This window comes from Bradyrhizobium sp. USDA 4454, from assembly GCF_054822705.1.
The window spans coordinates 2,826,354-2,841,848 of sequence record NZ_JBTRCN010000001.1 but is presented as its reverse complement, the minus strand read 5'-3'; the positions used below and the strand labels follow the sequence as shown (position 1 = coordinate 2,841,848).

Below are 15,495 nucleotides of genomic sequence, written 5' to 3'. Positions count from 1 at the left end.
GGGCCGTATTGACGCGCTGCGCGGGAGCCTGCATGTAGCTTCGCGTATTTTCATACCGCGGGGGTATTTCGTGACAGCACCGTTGCGCCGACGCTCTTTCAGCATCCGCTCCACCCTGCCGGCCGCGCTGATCGCGCTGATCGCGCTGGCGAGCGCCTTCGCCGCCGCGCCCGCGCATGCCGATCCCTGCGAGGATATCGCAAAGCAGCTCGCCGGCCAGATCGACGGGCTGAAGGTCAATTTCAGCGCCGCCAACATCACATACCTCACACATCCGGCGGCGAAGGAATTGTCGCTCGGCTGCCGCGGCAAGGATTATTCGATCGAGCTCTATGCCAAGACCGATCGCAAGATGAAGCCGGAGTTCTTCAATCTGGTCGGCTCCGCCACCGCGCTGACCTTCACCGTGCCGAAGGACGACGCCACCACCGGCACCTCGCGCTGCCTGAAGCGGATGGGCATCCTGCGCGGCAACACCATTAACATGCGCTATCGCCGCCTCAATCTCGAATGCACGCGCACGAGGACCGACGCCTCGATCACGGTCCGTCGCGGCAACAACGAGTGATCAGCCCTCGCCGGTGGTCCGCGCGATGGCGTCGGGCACCCTGCCCCATCCCGGGCTCATCATATCGAAGGCGAAGCGGTTGCCCGGCAGCACGAAGCCGTCATGCACCATCCGCAGGTGGGTGCCGCCCTCGACCGGCGTCAGCGTCCAGGTGACGACCGTATCGAGCTTCGAGCCGTAGTCCGGATTGGTGTCGGCGCCGCCCTTCCAGGAGTAGCGCAGCAGGCGCGGCGGATCGCAATCCAGCACCTCGCAATGCACGACGCCGTCCCAGTCGCCCATCGGCTTGGTGTGAAAATTGAAGCGGTGGCCGACGGCGGCAACGAAATCGTTCGGCATCAGCCATTTCGCGATCCGGTCGCTGGTCGTCAGCGTCCGCCAGATCCTGTCGGCGGCATAGGGCAGCACCTTCTCGACCGTGATCGCGTGCGTCTCGCTCATCACTCACTCTCCTTCAACAATTTCTCCAGATTGGCGAAGCGCTCGGCCCAGAACGTCTCGTAGTGGCCGAGCCAGTCGATCAGCGGGCTGAGTCCCTTCGGCGCGACGCGGTAGTGGATGTGCCGCCCCTCGCGCCGCTCGGCGACGAGCCCGGCGTCGCGCAACGCGCGCAGATGTTGCGACACCGCCGGCTGCGACACCTTGGAGCCCTGCACCAGCCCGGTCGCGGCGATCTCGCCTTCCCGGATGATCCGCTCGAACACCGCGCGCCGCGTCGGGTCCGCGAGGGTCTTGAGCACATTGGTCAGCTGCATGGCTGCGGTCATGACGATATATAAGCAATTACTTATACGATTGTCAATGGAGATACCATGCAGCGCGGCGCAGGAACGCCTCGCCCGCTCCGAAAGTTGATGATCGCGGCCGCATGCCTGCCGGGAAAAGGGTGCGATAATCACGACCGGAATCACGGAGCCGCCCATGATCGCAAAGCTCCTCGTGCAAAATACCTTCTTCGTCCTCGCCATGGCCGCGCTGCTGTTTGCCTTCGCCGGCACGCTGCACTGGCCCGGTGCGTGGGCCTATCTGATCGCCTCGGCGCTGATCGGCCCGGCCTGCGGGCTGTGGCTTGCCAAGGTCGATCCCGGCCTGCTGGCCGAGCGCATGCGGCTCACCGCGCGCGAGGGCCAGCCCACTGAGGACAAGCGCTTCATGCTGGTGTTCCTGGTCATTGCGGTGCTGTGGTTCGTCGCGATGGGGCTCGATCGCCGTTTTGGCGGCGCCAATGCCGGCGTCGCGCTGATCGTGCTCGGCCTTGTGCTGTATCTGCTCTCGACCGTGCTGATCCTGTGGGTGTTCCGCACCAATTCGTTCGCGGCACCGGTCGTGAAGGTGCAGACCGAGCGCGACCATCACGTGATCTCGACCGGGCCCTACGCGCTGGTCCGCCATCCCATGTATGCAAGCGTGATGCTGTTCTTCATCGGCGTGCCGCTCACGCTCGGCTCCTGGTGGGGCCTGGCCTTCGCGCCGGTGTTCTTCGCGATGTTCGCGTTCCGCACCCGGATCGAGGAGCGCACGCTGGTGGCGGGATTGTCAGGCTATGCCGATTATGCTGCACGGGTGCGCTACCGCCTCGTGCCCGGACTGTGGTGAGGAACGGTCATGGCAGAGAGCAAGACCTACACCGGCGGCTGCCACTGCGGTCAGGTCCGCTTCGAATGCACCACCGACATGGCCATGGTCACTGCCTGCAACTGCTCGATCTGCACCAAGAAGGGCCTGCATTTAGTATTCCTGCCGCCGTCGAGCTTCCAGCTCCGCGCCGGCGCCGAGAACCTGAAGGAATATCTCTTCAACCGCCACGCGATCCGCCACCAGCTCTGCGTCGATTGCGGCGTCGACGTGTTCGCGCTTGGCAAAAAGCCCGACGGCAGCGACATCGTGGCGCTGAATGTCAGCTGCATCGATGGCATCGACCTGTCGAAGATCAAGATGACGCCGGTGGACGGGCGGAGCCGGTGACTTTTCACACCGTCATTCCGGGGCGCGAAGCGAACCCGGAATCTCGAGATTCCGGGTTCACGCTTCGCGTGCCCCGGAATGACGGAGCTTACAAATCCAGCGCCTTGTAGCGCCGGAAAATCCCCTCCTCGTTGAACGGAATCCGCCGCGCGCTCGCCAGATAGGCCTTGATGTTCGGCCGCTCGGCGACGCGATCGCGGAGCGCGACCAGGCGCGGAACCTTCTTCTCGAAGCCAGCCATCCGCTTCGGAAATGCGTAGCGCAGGCCTTCCACGATCTGGAACAGCGACAGGTCGACATAGGTCAGCCTGCGGCCGGTGACGAACGCGCCGCCATTCGCCGCGACCAGATCCTCGAAATAGCCGAGATATTTCGGCACCCGCGATTTCCAGAATTCCTCCGAGCGCTTCTTCGCCGGCGCCTTCTGGTCCTCGTAATACAGCGACGGTCCGAGCGGATGATGAGTGTCGTGGATCTCCAGCACGAAGTCCGCGATCGTCAGCTGCAACTGATGCACCCAGAGCTTTCCGCCTTCAGCCTTCGGTGCGAGGCCGTGGCGCGCGCCGAGATAAAGCAGGATATTGGCGGTCTGCCCGATAACGAGTTGGCCTGCCTTGAGGAACGGCGGCGCGAACGGCGGTGTGCCCTTGTGCGCGTCCATCATCTTCATCATGGCGCCGGTGCCGCCCTTGGCCCGCGCGACATCGGTATAATCCGCGCCGACATCCTCGAGCGCGAGGCGGACATATTCGCCGCGCCCCTGGATCATCGGCCAGTAGTAAAGCTGATAGTGCATGCACTTATCTCCAAAAACTTCACCGCATCGCTTCGCGCGAGGTCGATCGTAACCATGCCATCGTCGGATCGTCCACTTCACGCAGTCCGTCTGTGCGAACCGCGCGGCGACTGCTAAGGTTCCAACGTGGAATCTTCGATGAAGGGTCGTCTGATGGCCGACAACAAGAAGAAGCGGGGCGCACAGGATCGCGCCCTGATCGCGTTGAGCGCGTCCTACGAAGTTGCGTACTGGTCCAAGAAGTTCAAGGTCACGCCGGCCAAGCTGAAGGCCGCCGTCAAGAAGGTCGGGCATTCCGCCAGGAAGGTGGAAGCTCATTTCAAGGAGCAGCGCCACAAGGCCGCCGACCGCGCGCTGATCGCAATCAGCCAGCCCTACGAGGTCCGTTACTGGTCGAAGAAGTTCAAGGTGACCCCTGCCCGGCTGAAGGCGGCGGTCGCCGAGGTCGGACATTCCTCGAAGAAGGTCGGGGCCTATTTCGCGGCGAAGAAGAAAACCGCGAAGAAAAAGAAGGCGGCCAAGAAAACTGTAAAGAAAACCGCAAAGAAGACCGCCAAGCGCAAGAAGAGCTGAGTTATTCCATCATTGCGAGCCAACGGGTCGCGCGAACGCGCGCCCGATGACAGGCTCCGCGAAGCAATCCATCGTGCGGCATACGCGGACAGATGGATTGCTTCGTCGCTTCAGCGCAAAATTGCTCTCTGCAATTTTGTCGCGAGCTCCTCGCAATGACGGGCATACACTCGCAGATGTTCTGACTGCACCCGTACCGCCGCCTCAATTCGCCGCGAAGCAGTACAGCAGGCCGTCGCCGCCGGTGCTCTTCAGATCGGCCTGCGAGCAGCCGCCGTCCGGGCCGCGCGAGGGATGCGAGGTGTTCCAGGATTTTGACGGCTCGTCGTCACGCAGACCCTTGCGGTCAAAATGCCCCACCATGGCGGCGCCCTGCGTGCTGCTCGTCCAGTTCTTGCAGGTGCGGTCCTCACCGGCCGCAAACGCCGTCCCGTCGGCCTGCGAACCCGTCAGCACGTCGTGACGGTTCGGCGTGTCGCCGGCACCGTTGATGACCTCGCCCTTCTCGGACAGCGCGGTCTGCTTGGTGAGATTGTTGCCGGCGCTGTGCAGATCGGCGATGTCCTTGGCGATCACGACGCCCTTCACATTCTTCCACGGTCCCTTGCCGATCCGGTCGCGCGCGTCCACCGCGGGCTTGCCGTCGGCCGCCTGGGTCGAGAGATAGGCGCGCCACGTCTTCGGCGCGCCGAAGCCCGCGGCCTGCGCCAGGCTCTGGCAATGATTGTCGGCACCGGCGAGGCCGCCGAGATTGCCGCCATTGCCGATGCCGCTGCTGGTGACGAAGAAGCCGGTGTCGGCGGTCTGCGCCGAAGCCGGCGACGCGGCCATCACCACGAACGCAAGGCAGGCAGGTACCGCGATATGCGCAAACTTCATCTCATCCTCCCGGTGGTTGTTATGATCCGCTGACATCAACCCGCTCGCCCTGCCGATATTCCGGCGTCACGACGCGAATGAATGCACAAAAGCAAAAGCGCCGCGGTCGATGCCGCGGCGCCTTGTATCTGTCATCTCAGATGATCGATCAGTTGGTCTGCTGGATCGCCGAGAGTTCCCAATTGCCGCCGCGCTGGCGCACGAACGTCCAGACCTCGGTGACCTCCTCGGGCTGCCCGCCGCTGATCTGGCGGCCGGTGCCGCGCTCGAGCATGGTATCGACCAGCGAATAGCGCATCGCGACCGTCGCATATTCGCTGTCGCCTTCACGCCAGGCTTCCGCCAGATCACCCTGCAAGAGCTTCACATTGGACGTCTTGTTGGTGACGTTGCGCGCCTTGTTGTCCTCGAGATCCCTCGAGAAGTACGACACCATCTCCGGCGTCGCGAGCGTGTGCAGCTTCGCGATATCCTCGTTCGACCACGCAGCCTGGATCTCGCCGAGCAGCCGCTCGAACGTCTCGTAGTCGGCGGGCGCGATCTCGACCGGCGCGTTCGATCCGCCGCCGAGGCCGAAGCCGAAGCCCGAGCGGGCGTTGGCCTGCGGGCCGGGGCCGACGTCGGGTCCGCCCGCGTAAGCGGCGGCCGGCTGATTTCGGCGCTGCCACCACGACATCGCAAGCCGGACCACGAGCACGATCAGCCCGATCTGCAGCAAGAGGCCGAGCATCGACGACAGGCCGCCGAGCCCCGAGAACAGGCCGCCGCCGAACAGCATGCCGAACAGGCCGGCGCCAAGGAAGCCCGCGGCCAGGCCACCGAGCAGGCCACGGCCCATTCCGCCGCGGCCGAACAGGCCGCCGGAATTCGCCGCCGCCGGCGCGCCCATGCCCGGGCTGCCGGGCTGGCTGAAGGTCCGGTTCAGCGGCGCAACCGAGCCCGGCGCGGTGTTGGTCGGGGGCGGCGCGGAGAACGTCCGCGAGCCGCGCGAGCCGCCGCCGCCAACGCGGGCGTCGGCCGCCGAAACGGTCATCATCACGGGCAGCGCCAGCGCCATCGCGACGGCAATCGCCCGAACAATTCCACGCGTGCGTTGCGAGAAATTCATGTTGGTTTCCTCAAAGGATCCCCGGCATGGGGAAACGCCCCTAAGATGGGCAGGGCCTGATAAAAGTGAAGCGGGAAACGGGAACCGCGGCTGCGGCCCTCGGTCGCGGCGATGTGACACTATGGTCCTTGTGAATGCGACAGCGCGTCCTAGCGCGGGACGAGGTTTCGGTTCAACCGTAGCCGCGCCAGAATTCGCCTCGCACCTGCGAGAAGTGAAAGCGCACGCGCCTCGACGCATAGCTAGGCGCGTACTCATAAATTGGCCATAGCGGCTTTACCTCGAGAACTGACATCGCCGAGTGACGACGGCATGTCGGTATTGGGCCATAACCGGGCTCTGGCATCGCAAGAAAAATAACGGGCCAAACCCAACTTCCGCGCCCAGAGTGGCAGCTATTACCTGCAGCCCCGGCAAATCGTGAGCTTGCCCTTTAGTTCGTCGTCGTCCCCGGGATGGACCGTTTGTTGCCTCGAGACATGATCGGCGGCTTGATCGAGCTTGGGCTGCTTTGCCTCCCGCGACCTGACGGGTCGTGTCGTCCGGTTTGGTGTGTCATCGTCGATGCCGACGCTAAAGCCATCGTAATCGGGGGCCGGCCTGGCAGACGGCGCCGGCCGGTCGATCGCTTGTGCCGGCGAAGCGCGGTCGGACCGCGACGGCGTGTGTTCGACAGTCGCAGATCGTGAGGCGGCGCGTGGTGGCACATCTTTAGCGGCTCGGGGCGGCACCGAACCCTTGGCGGTTGCCGTCGGCGGCCGTGCGTCGATTGCGTCCGGAGATGCGGCCTCTTCATTCGACGGCGGCGGCGCCAGCGAAAGCGGAGGGAAAGGCGACGTCTGACCTCTCGCACTGTCGTGTGACCAAATTGCCGCCGCAAGCAGACCAACGGCAAACAGCTTTGCGCTTTTCATTTTTCTGTCCTGCAAATTACTAAAAAAATGATCGCGTGACCTTCCAGGGCCATGCGTTGACGAAAATGCCAAATCTGACATGACGATCAAAATTGACGGAAGTGGGGAGCCACAGGCAGATAAACCATTGCTGTCGGGATTTGACGAACCGGCGGATCGTCCACAATGGGTCAAAGGCTACCGCGGGACCCAGCATGGCAATGGGCGGGTCTTTCCTTGGGAGCGGACCTTGCCGCGCTCTGGGCTGAGGTCAGTCACGGGCCAATAGCGGATGGGCAATCCTTGCAACTTGTTGTAGTAGTTGGATTGCGACTGTGATGCAGGAGCGGTCAATGCGGGTCGAGCGCAGGTTGACGGCGATATTGGCCGCTGACGTGGCGGGTTATTCGCGGCTCATGCACAATGACGAGGAGGCTACGCACGCCAAGCTCATGGGGCTCCTCGCTGACGGCGTCGAGCCCGCAGTTGCCGAACACGGTGGGCGCATCGTGAAGAACACCGGCGACGGGTTCTTGGTGGAGTTTTCAAGCGCAGTCGAAGCGGTTCGGGCTGCGATGAAGTTCCAAGCCCGGGTTCACGAACTTACGACCGGCGACCCGGAAGACAGACGCATCGCTTTTCGCGTGGGCGTCAACATTGGTGATGTGCTCGTTGAACCTCACGACATCTTTGGCGATGGCGTCAATATCGCGGCACGGCTTGAGGGCATTGCTGTGCCCGGCGGGATCTGCATCTCCTCTGCTGTTTACGAGCAAGTCCAAGGCAAGGTTGGAGGTAAGATCGCTGATCTGGGCGAGCAGAACCTAAAAAACATCGACCGTCCGGTTCGAGCCTATGCCGTGATGTGGGACGAACCCAACCCAACGACAGGGTCTCAGCGCACGGGATCGAGCGCACTTTCACCGCCTCGTCTTTCCATCGTTGTTCTGCCCTTCGCCAACCTCGGCGGCGATCCCGAACAAGATTATTTCGTCGACGGTGTAATCGAGAACTTAACAACGGACTTGTCGCGCATCGGTGGGCTGTTCGTAATCGCCCGAAACAGCGCGTTCTCATACAAGGGCAAGGCAATCGACGTACAGCAAGTCGGCCGCGAGTTGAACGTCCGGTATGTGCTTGAAGGTTCCATGCAGCGCAGCGGCAAGCGGCTTCGAGTGAACGTGCAGCTCATCGATGCCAAAAGCCGCAAGCATCTTTGGGCCGAGCGCTTCGAAAAGCCCGTCGCCGATCTTTTCGATATGCAGGACGAAATCGTATCGAGGCTTGCCCACTCCTTAGGTACCCAGCTCGTTGTAGTAGAGGCACGACAAGCGGAGCGGTCGCTGCATCCCGACGCATTAGACCTGTTCTTTCAAGGTACTGCCTGCTTCTACAACGGTCCGACCCTCGATGACTTGACTAGGGCGCGCGGCTTTTTTGAACGTGCTTTGGCGATCGATCCCCGAGGTATCGGAGCGATTTGGGGATTGATCGGCATGGCAAACGTCGATCTGACAGTGGGAGCCGACCTGTTAACGGACGAACGAGCCGCGCTCCTTTCGGCGGCCGAAGCGAACGCGATCAAAGCACTTTCGCTAGCCCCGAACGTTCCTGGGGGCCGCCTGATCCTGGGTCTCGTCTACATTGTAACAAACCGCGCCAAGCAAGGCATTATCGAATGCGAGCAGGCATTAGCAGTTGATCGCAATTTGGCTTATGCGCACGGCGCTATTGGTTTGGCCAAACTCTACATGGGGCGTCCTACCGAAACTGAGGGCCATGTACTCGAGGCGCTCCGTCTGTCCCCTCGCGATCGCGGTGCCAACCGGTTGATGCGGTTTATGGGCGTGGCAAAGCTACACGTCGGCGCGGATGCCGAAGCCGTCAGTTGGCTGCGACGAAGCATTGAGGCCAACCGCACTCATCCTCTCGCGCATTTTTCGCTCGCCGCTGCCTTGGGCTTGCTCGGCGCGTTCGATGAGGCGCGAACTTGTGCAAAAGCAGGATTGGCGCTCAACCCAGGCTTTACGATCCGCCGCTTGCGCGCCGCCAAAATAAGCGACAATCCTATTTATCTCTCGGGGCAAGAGCGCCTCTGTGAGGGCATGCGCATAGCCGGGGTGCCGGAGGTGTGATGTCGGAGATAGGCCAGAAGCAGACCTGGCAGCTATTTAGCTTTTTACGCAAAGCCCAGCGTCCATTCGTTCCCGCCGCACTCGAGCTTGTAGTCGACCCGCAGAACCGCGAAGCTCGTAAAAAAGGTGCACAGTCGATCTCTGTTCCCGCTGTCCCACAAGAGGAGAAGGAAGGTGGCGTCAACCGAACTGCGCGACCACGGCCGACCACAGACGCCAGATTTCGGGGGACTTTTCATCGACGGCGGTCTGCACCATGACAAGCTTCGAGGGCGGATCAACGAGGATGCGTTGACCAAGGTGCCCTAACAGCGCGAATTGTCGTCTGCTGCCGGGAAACAGGTAGATCTGATAGCCGTACCCGAACCCTCCCTCGGCCTTTGCCAGATACGGCTCGGAGGCGCGCACGGTGGTCGCATCAATCATCCACTGTGTAGGTATGATCTGTTTGTTCTCCCACGCTCCGTCGTGGGCCAGCAGACGGGCGAGCCGCGCGTAGTCGCGCAGTACCGCATTGAAGAACCCGTGCGCTACCTCATAGCCTTCCGCATCAATGAGCCATTTGGCATCGGCTTCAGTGCCAATCGGCTGCCAGACTTTTTCCTGAAGATAGGCGCACATTGATTGACCGGTTGCGTAACGCAGCACGAGACCAAGCACATCCGTCTCGATGCTGGCGTAATGGAATCGCGTCCCCGGCGGCGCGATCCGTTGGTTGAATTGTGCGATGCTGGCAACGGTGCCTTTTTGGGAAAACCAGTGCTTGCGCACCATGTCGCCCCACAGGCGATCGAGATCGTCTCCGCTGCCTTTCGCTTCGTCGTTCTCTTCACCGAACTTCACGCCAGACGACATGTGCAGCAGCGCGCGGATCGGCGTTGCACCGTATTCCGTGCCTTTCAAGTCGGGAACATAGGTCTCGGCAGCATCGTCGATCGACTTGATCGCGCCTTCCGCGGTCGCGATCCCTATCAGCATGCCGGTAATGGATTTTGCCATCGACTGCGATATCAGACGGTCTCGATCGGTGCGGCCGTATTGATAGTGCTCGACCAGAATCCGATTGTCCTTGGCGATCAACAGGCCCGTCACCGGATTGCGCGCCAGATAATCCACAAGCGAAGTGCGGTTTCCCTTGTATTGGTAGCTGACATCCGCGGGCGTTCGCTTGAAAGGCCAGGCCGTGGCCGCGCGATCGACTTGACGAGTCGGGAATATCTCATCGTAATGACTGAATGCGCCGACGCGGTATTTTGGCGCCGGATTGCCGGGCTGGTAGATCCGCCAGCCGTCCTTGATCGGGTAGTTCTCGGCCTTCCCGTAAAGTTCGGCGTCCGGGCCATCAGCGAAAAATGACGGATCACCACCGATTTCGGCAGCCCAACTCCATTTCGCCGATGCGACAACGCAAGTTGCCGTAACTCCGGTCAGGACAGGGCGTCGCGAGAGTGCTTTCCCGGCGCCGCTATTGGACTTTGAAGGACTCGTCATCGCTCACACCCTCCCTATCCCGCCGCCGAGCGTACGCGATTTCGCGCCGAGCGACCAAGCATTCGATGTCTGCAATGGGGTCAAAAGCCGCCGATGACGACCGAGCCGGCAACTTGCGCTCTATGGCTGGAAGCCGACGTTTATGAGTACACGCTCTAATTCGCCGTCATGGTTTCCTTCACCGCGGCGACCAGCTGGGTCAGCGTGAACGGTTTTGGCAGGAAGGCGAACTGCTGGTTCTCCGGCAGGCTCTTCTCGAAGGCGTCCTCGGCATAGCCAGAGACGAAGATGATCTTCAGCTCCGGATTGCGACCGCGCATTTCCTTCAGCAGCGTCGGGCCGTCCATCTCCGGCATCACGACGTCGGACACCACGAGGTCGACCGCGCCGTTCTTCTCCTCGAACGCTTCCAGCGCCTCGACGCCGTTGGCCGCCTCGATCACACTGTAGCCGCGCGAACGCAGGCCGCGCGCATTGAGCGAGCGCAGGCCGTCCTCGTCCTCGACCAGCAGGATGGTGCCCTGCCCGGTGAGATCGGGCTTCGGCTTGGCGGCCTCGGCAGCGGAGATTTCCTTTGCCGCGCCGTTGCCGGCCTGCACCTCGGGTGCGACCTCCTGCGCGATCTCCCGTTCCTGGCGATGCCGCGGCAGGTAGATGCGGAACGTGGTGCCGCCGCCCGGCACGGAATCGACATAGACGAAGCCGCCGGTCTGCTTGACGATGCCGTACACCGTCGACAGGCCGAGCCCGGTGCCCTTGCCGACCTCCTTGGTCGAGAAGAACGGCTCGAAGATCTTGTCGATGATCTCGTGTGGAATGCCGGTGCCGGTGTCCGCAATCTCGATCTTCACATAGTCGGCCGCCGGCATGCCCTTGTTGGCGAGCTGGGCGGCTTCCTCGGTCGGCACATTGGCGGTGCGGATGATCAGCTTGCCGCCGTCAGGCATCGCGTCGCGCGCGTTGACCGCGAGATTGACCACGACCTGCTCGAACTGCGAGACGTCGACCTTCACCGGCCACAGGTCGCGGCCATGCACCAGGTCGAGCTTGACCTTCTCGCCGATCAGCCGGCGCAGCAGCATGGTGAGGTCGCTCAATGCATCGCCGAGATCCAGCACCTGCGGCCGCAGCGTCTGGCGGCGCGAGAACGCCAGCAGCTGCCGCACCAGCGTCGCGGCGCGGGTGGCGTTCTGCTTGATCTGCATGATGTCCTGGAACGACGGGTCGGTCGGCTTGTGCGCGTTCAGCAGGAAGTCGTTGGCCATCATGATGGCCGAGAGCACGTTGTTGAAGTCGTGCGCGATGCCGCCGGCGAGCTGGCCGACCATCTCCATCTTCTGCGACTGGTTGATCTGGTTCTCCAGCGCGCGCCGCTCGGTGATCTCGAGCATGTAGACGATCGCGGTCTCGGCGTCGCGCTCGTCCTTCTCGATGGTCGTGACGAAGAACTGGGCGAAGCGCTCCTTGGGCCCGTCGAGCATCACCTCGACCGGCGCGATATCGCCCTGCCCCTCGGCGGCCTGGTTGATCGCGGCGATCAGGAGGCCACGGTCGCGCGGATTGACCGCGCGGAAGATCGACTTGGCGGCGCCGCCGTCGCCATTGAGGCCCTGCGCCAGCTTGGCGTAGCGCGCATTGGCGCTGACCACGTTGCCGCCACGGTCGACGGTCGCGATCGCCATCGGCGTATGGTCGAAGAAGCGCATGAAGCGCACCTCGGCGGCGCGCTCCGGATCGGAACGCTCGTCGCGGGCGCGGCTGATCACCAGCGTGCGCGAGGCGCCTGGGGCGCCGTCGGCGCCGAAAGCGAGCTTGTGATAGAGTCGCACCGGCACGGTCTTGCCGCCGCGCATCCGCAGGTCGATGTCGAACACCTCGGTCTTGACCTCGCCCGGCACCGCCGCGATCGAGGTCAGCAAGGCCGCACCGTCGCCCGAGACGATGTCGGTCAGCTTCAGGCCGCCCGAACCGATCTCGGCCAGGTCGTAGTCCAGCCAGTTGGCGAGCGTGGCGTTGACATAGGCGATCTCGCCGGCCGGATTGACCGAGAAGAAGCCGCACGGCGCATGGTCGAGATATTCGATCGCGTGCCGCAGCTCCTGGAACACGTCTTCCTGGCGCTCGCGGTCGCGGGTGATGTCGGCGATCGACCACACCGCATATTTCGCGTCGCGCTTGCCCTCGCCGAGCGGACGGACCCTGAGCCGCAGCCAGCGGCCCTGTCCACCACCCTGCCCGGCCTCATGGCCGGCGATGCGGACCTCCTCCTGCTGCCGCTTGCCCTCGCGTGCCGCCTTCAGGAGGCGGAACACCGCCTCGGAGACATCGGGGTTGCCGATGAAGACGCGTTCGACGGGACGGACATCCTGCGGCCCGGCCGCGCCGGTCAGCGTCAGATAGGCGGCGTTGGAATAGACCACATGGCCGCGGGAGTCGGTGACGACGAGGCCTTCCTGGGCCTGGTCGGCGATCCGCGCCATCACCGGATCATCGGCGGTGCGGTCGGAGAAGCGGATGATGCCGGCAGCCAGCGCGAACAGGTTGAACAGGCCGACGGTGGCGAGCAGCGCCAGCACGGCGAGGATATAGGGCTGCGCCTGGGTGCGGCCGATGGTCATCAGCCAGACCGCCACGGCGACGATGCCGATGGCGATCAGGACCACCAGCAGGATGCTGCCGCTGCGCCGCGCCGGCCCGTGGGCCACGAACGGCTCGGCCGCAGGAGGATCGTTGCTATCGGCGGTCATCTGGAGAGACATGGCTCGTCTGCATCACGAAGGCGACCGGCCGGCCACCTCGCACCTGAGTGCCTGAATCGGACCCGAAAACGCAAGTCCATCAGGCGGCAATTTCGCAAGTTACGCGCATTTCAAGCGGTTTTCCGCCCTATTACTTGCGCTGGCCGGACAGGCCGCGCCTCAGCCGCATCACGTAGCCGATGATTTCGGCAACTGCATGATAGTGCTCGACCGGGATTTCCTTGTCGATGTCGACGGTGGCATAGAGCGCCCGGGCCAGCGGCACGTTCTCCACGATCGGAATATCGTGCGCCTCGGCGATTTCCCTGATCTTGAACGCGAGGACGTCGACGCCCTTGGCGACGCAGATCGGCGCCGACATGCTGCGGTCGTAGGCCAGCGCCACCGAATAGTGGGTCGGGTTGGTGATGATCACCGAGGCCTTCGGAACCTGGGCCATCATGCGCTTCCTGGCGCGCTGGACCCGCAACTGCTTGATCCTGCCCTTGACGTGCGGGTCGCCTTCCGACTGCTTGAACTCCTCCTTCATCTCCTGCAGCGACATCTTGTGACGCTCGTACCAGGTCCGGTACTGGAAGAAGTAGTCGGCGATCGCAACTGCGGCGAGCATCGCAACCACCGCCGCCATCAGGTGCACGGTCATGCCGGTGATGGCGGGCAAAAGCTCGGCCGGGTCGAGCCGCAGGAACGATTCCATCCGCATCCGATCGGGCCACAGCACCATGACCATCACGGCGCCGAGCGCGATCAGCTTGAACAGGCCCTTCAGGAAGTTCGCCACCGCCTGCTTGCCGAACAGCCGCTTGAAGCCGGCCGCCGGCGAGATCTTGGAGAATTTCGGCTTCAGCTGCTCGCCCGACCACACCAGCTGATGCTGGATCATGTTGCCGGCGATCGCGGCCAGCGCCAGCATCAGGAACGGCACGCCGATCGCGGCAACCACGGCGTAGCCAAGCGTCTGGGTCAGCTGGAGCAGGCCGGCACCGTCGGTGCGGATCATCCACGAATTGGCGATCAGATTGCGCAGCGGCATCAAGATGCCGCCGCCGATCGAGCCGGCGAAGGTCGACAGCACCAGCGTGGCGCCGGCGATCATGAACCAGGTGTTGACCTCCTGGCTCTTGACGACGTCGCCTTTCTCGAGGGCTTCGTCGAGACGTTTTTGCGTAGGGTCTTCTGTTTTGTCTTCGGTATCGTCGGCCATCGCCTCTCCTGATCAATTCATGGGAGCGAGCTGGCGCATGACGCCGTTGAAGTAGTCGAAATAGGTGCTCATCATCGCCGCGAGCACGGCGGCGAAGATCAGGAAGCCGACCATGATCGAGAGCGGCACGCCGACGAAATAGACCTGCATCTGCGGCATCAGCCGCGCCAGCACGCCGAGCCCGATGTTGAAGACGAGGCCGAACACCAGGAAAGGCGCCGACAGCTGCAGGCCGATCTTGAAGGCGGCGGAGAAGGCCGAGGTCGCGAGCGCGGCGACGTCGCCGGTCGGCATGATCTCGCCGGGCGAGAAGATGCGGTAGCTCTCGCTCAGCGCCGCAATGACGAGGTAATGGCTGTCGGTGGCAAACAGCAGCGTCAGGCCGAGGATGGTCAGGAAGTTGCCGACGATCTGGCCCTGCTGGCCCTGGGTCGGATCGACGGCGGTGACGAAGCCGAGGCCGAGCTGCTGGGCGATCACCGAGCCCGCGACGTTGAGCGCCGACAGCGTCACCCGTGCGGTGGCGCCGAGCACGATACCGATGATCAGCTCATGCACCATCAGGACTCCGAGCGCGGAGATCGAGGTCAGGTCGACATGGTAGGCGTTGCGATGCAGCGGCAGGATGATCAGCGTCAGCAGCAGCGCGATCGACAGCTTGACCCGCGCCGGGATGTTGCTCTCGCCGAAGCCGGGCAGCAGCATCACCATCGCGCCCACGCGCGCAAAGACCAGCACGAAGATTGCGGCCAGCGCCGGCAGCAGGGAGACATCGATGCGCATGACCGCGGCATTAGTGCATCAACCGCCGATGATTCGCGACGAAATCCGCATCATGTGGCTTGAGAGCGAGTCCGCCATGAACGGCAGGGCCAGCAGCAATGTGACGAAGATCGCCAGGATCTTCGGCACGAAGACCAGCGTCTGTTCCTGGATCTGGGTCAGCGCCTGGAACAGCGACACCACGACGCCGACCACCAGGCCGACCACCATCAAGGGCGACGACACCACCACGAGGGTCCAGATCGCATCGCGCGCCACGTCGAGAGTTTCAGGGCCAGTCATTGCTGTTCTCGCTTGCCGGTTGTTCAGTCATTCCGGGGCGCGAAGCGAACCCGGAATCT

15 protein-coding genes are annotated in these 15,495 nt (G+C 63.2%); 5 read left to right on the top strand and 10 right to left on the bottom strand.

Annotation, left to right across the window (positions count from 1 at the left end; genetic code table 11):
• Positions 1–70: 70 nt before the first annotated feature.
• A complete protein-coding gene (locus tag ACVIW0_RS12970) occupies positions 71–568 on the top strand; it encodes a hypothetical protein (RefSeq protein WP_461352689.1) in 498 nt (165 codons plus the stop codon).
• Here ACVIW0_RS12970 and ACVIW0_RS12965 read toward each other — a convergent pair whose 3' ends face one another.
• Together ACVIW0_RS12965 and ACVIW0_RS12960 are read right to left on the bottom strand one after the other, a co-directional pair.
• Positions 569–1,009, bottom strand: a complete 441-nt coding sequence (locus ACVIW0_RS12965; protein ID WP_461352688.1) for an SRPBCC family protein — start codon at positions 1,007–1,009, stop codon at positions 569–571.
• On the bottom strand, positions 1,009–1,335 hold the full coding sequence (locus ACVIW0_RS12960; protein WP_461348775.1) for an ArsR/SmtB family transcription factor: 327 nt from the start codon (positions 1,333–1,335) through the stop codon (positions 1,009–1,011). The genes ACVIW0_RS12965 and ACVIW0_RS12960 overlap by 1 nt, the downstream gene beginning before the upstream one ends.
• Before the next feature lie 154 nt (positions 1,336–1,489).
• On the opposite strand from ACVIW0_RS12960, the gene ACVIW0_RS12955 reads away from it, so the two are divergent.
• Together ACVIW0_RS12955 and ACVIW0_RS12950 are read left to right on the top strand one after the other, a co-directional pair.
• Complete coding sequence (locus ACVIW0_RS12955; RefSeq protein WP_461352687.1) at positions 1,490–2,164, top strand: methyltransferase family protein; 675 nt, start codon at positions 1,490–1,492, stop codon at positions 2,162–2,164.
• Positions 2,165–2,173: 9 nt separating this feature from the next.
• Entirely contained in the window at positions 2,174–2,533 is a 360-nt protein-coding gene (locus ACVIW0_RS12950) for a GFA family protein (RefSeq protein ID WP_461352686.1), read from the top strand.
• A gap of 88 nt (positions 2,534–2,621) precedes the next feature.
• On the opposite strand, the gene ACVIW0_RS12945 is transcribed toward ACVIW0_RS12950, so the two are convergent.
• Entirely contained in the window at positions 2,622–3,329 is a 708-nt protein-coding gene (locus tag ACVIW0_RS12945) for a glutathione S-transferase (RefSeq protein ID WP_461352685.1), read from the bottom strand.
• Positions 3,330–3,482: 153 nt separating this feature from the next.
• On the opposite strand from ACVIW0_RS12945, the gene ACVIW0_RS12940 reads away from it, so the two are divergent.
• On the top strand, positions 3,483–3,902 hold the full coding sequence (locus ACVIW0_RS12940) for a DUF3606 domain-containing protein (RefSeq protein ID WP_461357313.1): 420 nt from the start codon (positions 3,483–3,485) through the stop codon (positions 3,900–3,902).
• A 204-nt stretch (positions 3,903–4,106) separates the two neighbouring features.
• Here the strand turns inward: ACVIW0_RS12940 and ACVIW0_RS12935 are convergent, their stop codons facing one another.
• Together ACVIW0_RS12935 and ACVIW0_RS12930 are read right to left on the bottom strand one after the other, a co-directional pair.
• Positions 4,107–4,733: a lectin gene (locus ACVIW0_RS12935; RefSeq protein ID WP_461357312.1), complete on the bottom strand. Its 627-nt coding sequence runs from the start codon at positions 4,731–4,733 to the stop codon at positions 4,107–4,109.
• Positions 4,734–4,929: 196 nt separating this feature from the next.
• Positions 4,930–5,889: a Tim44 domain-containing protein gene (locus ACVIW0_RS12930; RefSeq protein WP_461352684.1), complete on the bottom strand. Its 960-nt coding sequence runs from the start codon at positions 5,887–5,889 to the stop codon at positions 4,930–4,932.
• Between the two features lie 1,246 nt (positions 5,890–7,135).
• Here ACVIW0_RS12930 and ACVIW0_RS12925 point away from each other — a divergent pair.
• The gene (locus ACVIW0_RS12925; protein WP_461352683.1) at positions 7,136–8,917 is read left to right on the top strand and encodes an adenylate/guanylate cyclase domain-containing protein; all 1,782 of its coding nucleotides are present in this window, start codon (positions 7,136–7,138) and stop codon (positions 8,915–8,917) included.
• A 180-nt stretch (positions 8,918–9,097) separates the two neighbouring features.
• Here the strand turns inward: ACVIW0_RS12925 and ACVIW0_RS12920 are convergent, their stop codons facing one another.
• From ACVIW0_RS12920 to fliQ, 5 genes are all read right to left on the bottom strand, one after another.
• A complete protein-coding gene (locus ACVIW0_RS12920; RefSeq protein WP_461352682.1) occupies positions 9,098–10,408 on the bottom strand; it encodes a serine hydrolase domain-containing protein in 1,311 nt (436 codons plus the stop codon).
• Between the two features lie 155 nt (positions 10,409–10,563).
• A complete protein-coding gene (gene cckA / locus ACVIW0_RS12915; RefSeq protein WP_461357311.1) occupies positions 10,564–13,155 on the bottom strand; it encodes a cell cycle histidine kinase CckA in 2,592 nt (863 codons plus the stop codon).
• Positions 13,156–13,297: 142 nt separating this feature from the next.
• The gene (gene flhB / locus ACVIW0_RS12910; protein ID WP_461352681.1) at positions 13,298–14,371 is read right to left on the bottom strand and encodes a flagellar biosynthesis protein FlhB; all 1,074 of its coding nucleotides are present in this window, start codon (positions 14,369–14,371) and stop codon (positions 13,298–13,300) included.
• A gap of 12 nt (positions 14,372–14,383) precedes the next feature.
• Positions 14,384–15,154, bottom strand: coding sequence for a flagellar biosynthetic protein FliR (gene fliR / locus ACVIW0_RS12905; RefSeq protein ID WP_456753857.1), 771 nt, complete (start codon positions 15,152–15,154; stop codon positions 14,384–14,386).
• Between the two features lie 18 nt (positions 15,155–15,172).
• Positions 15,173–15,436 (bottom strand): flagellar biosynthesis protein FliQ, encoded by a 264-nt coding sequence (gene fliQ / locus ACVIW0_RS12900; RefSeq protein ID WP_461352680.1) that lies wholly within the window; start codon positions 15,434–15,436, stop codon positions 15,173–15,175.
• Positions 15,437–15,495: the final 59 nt, after the last annotated feature.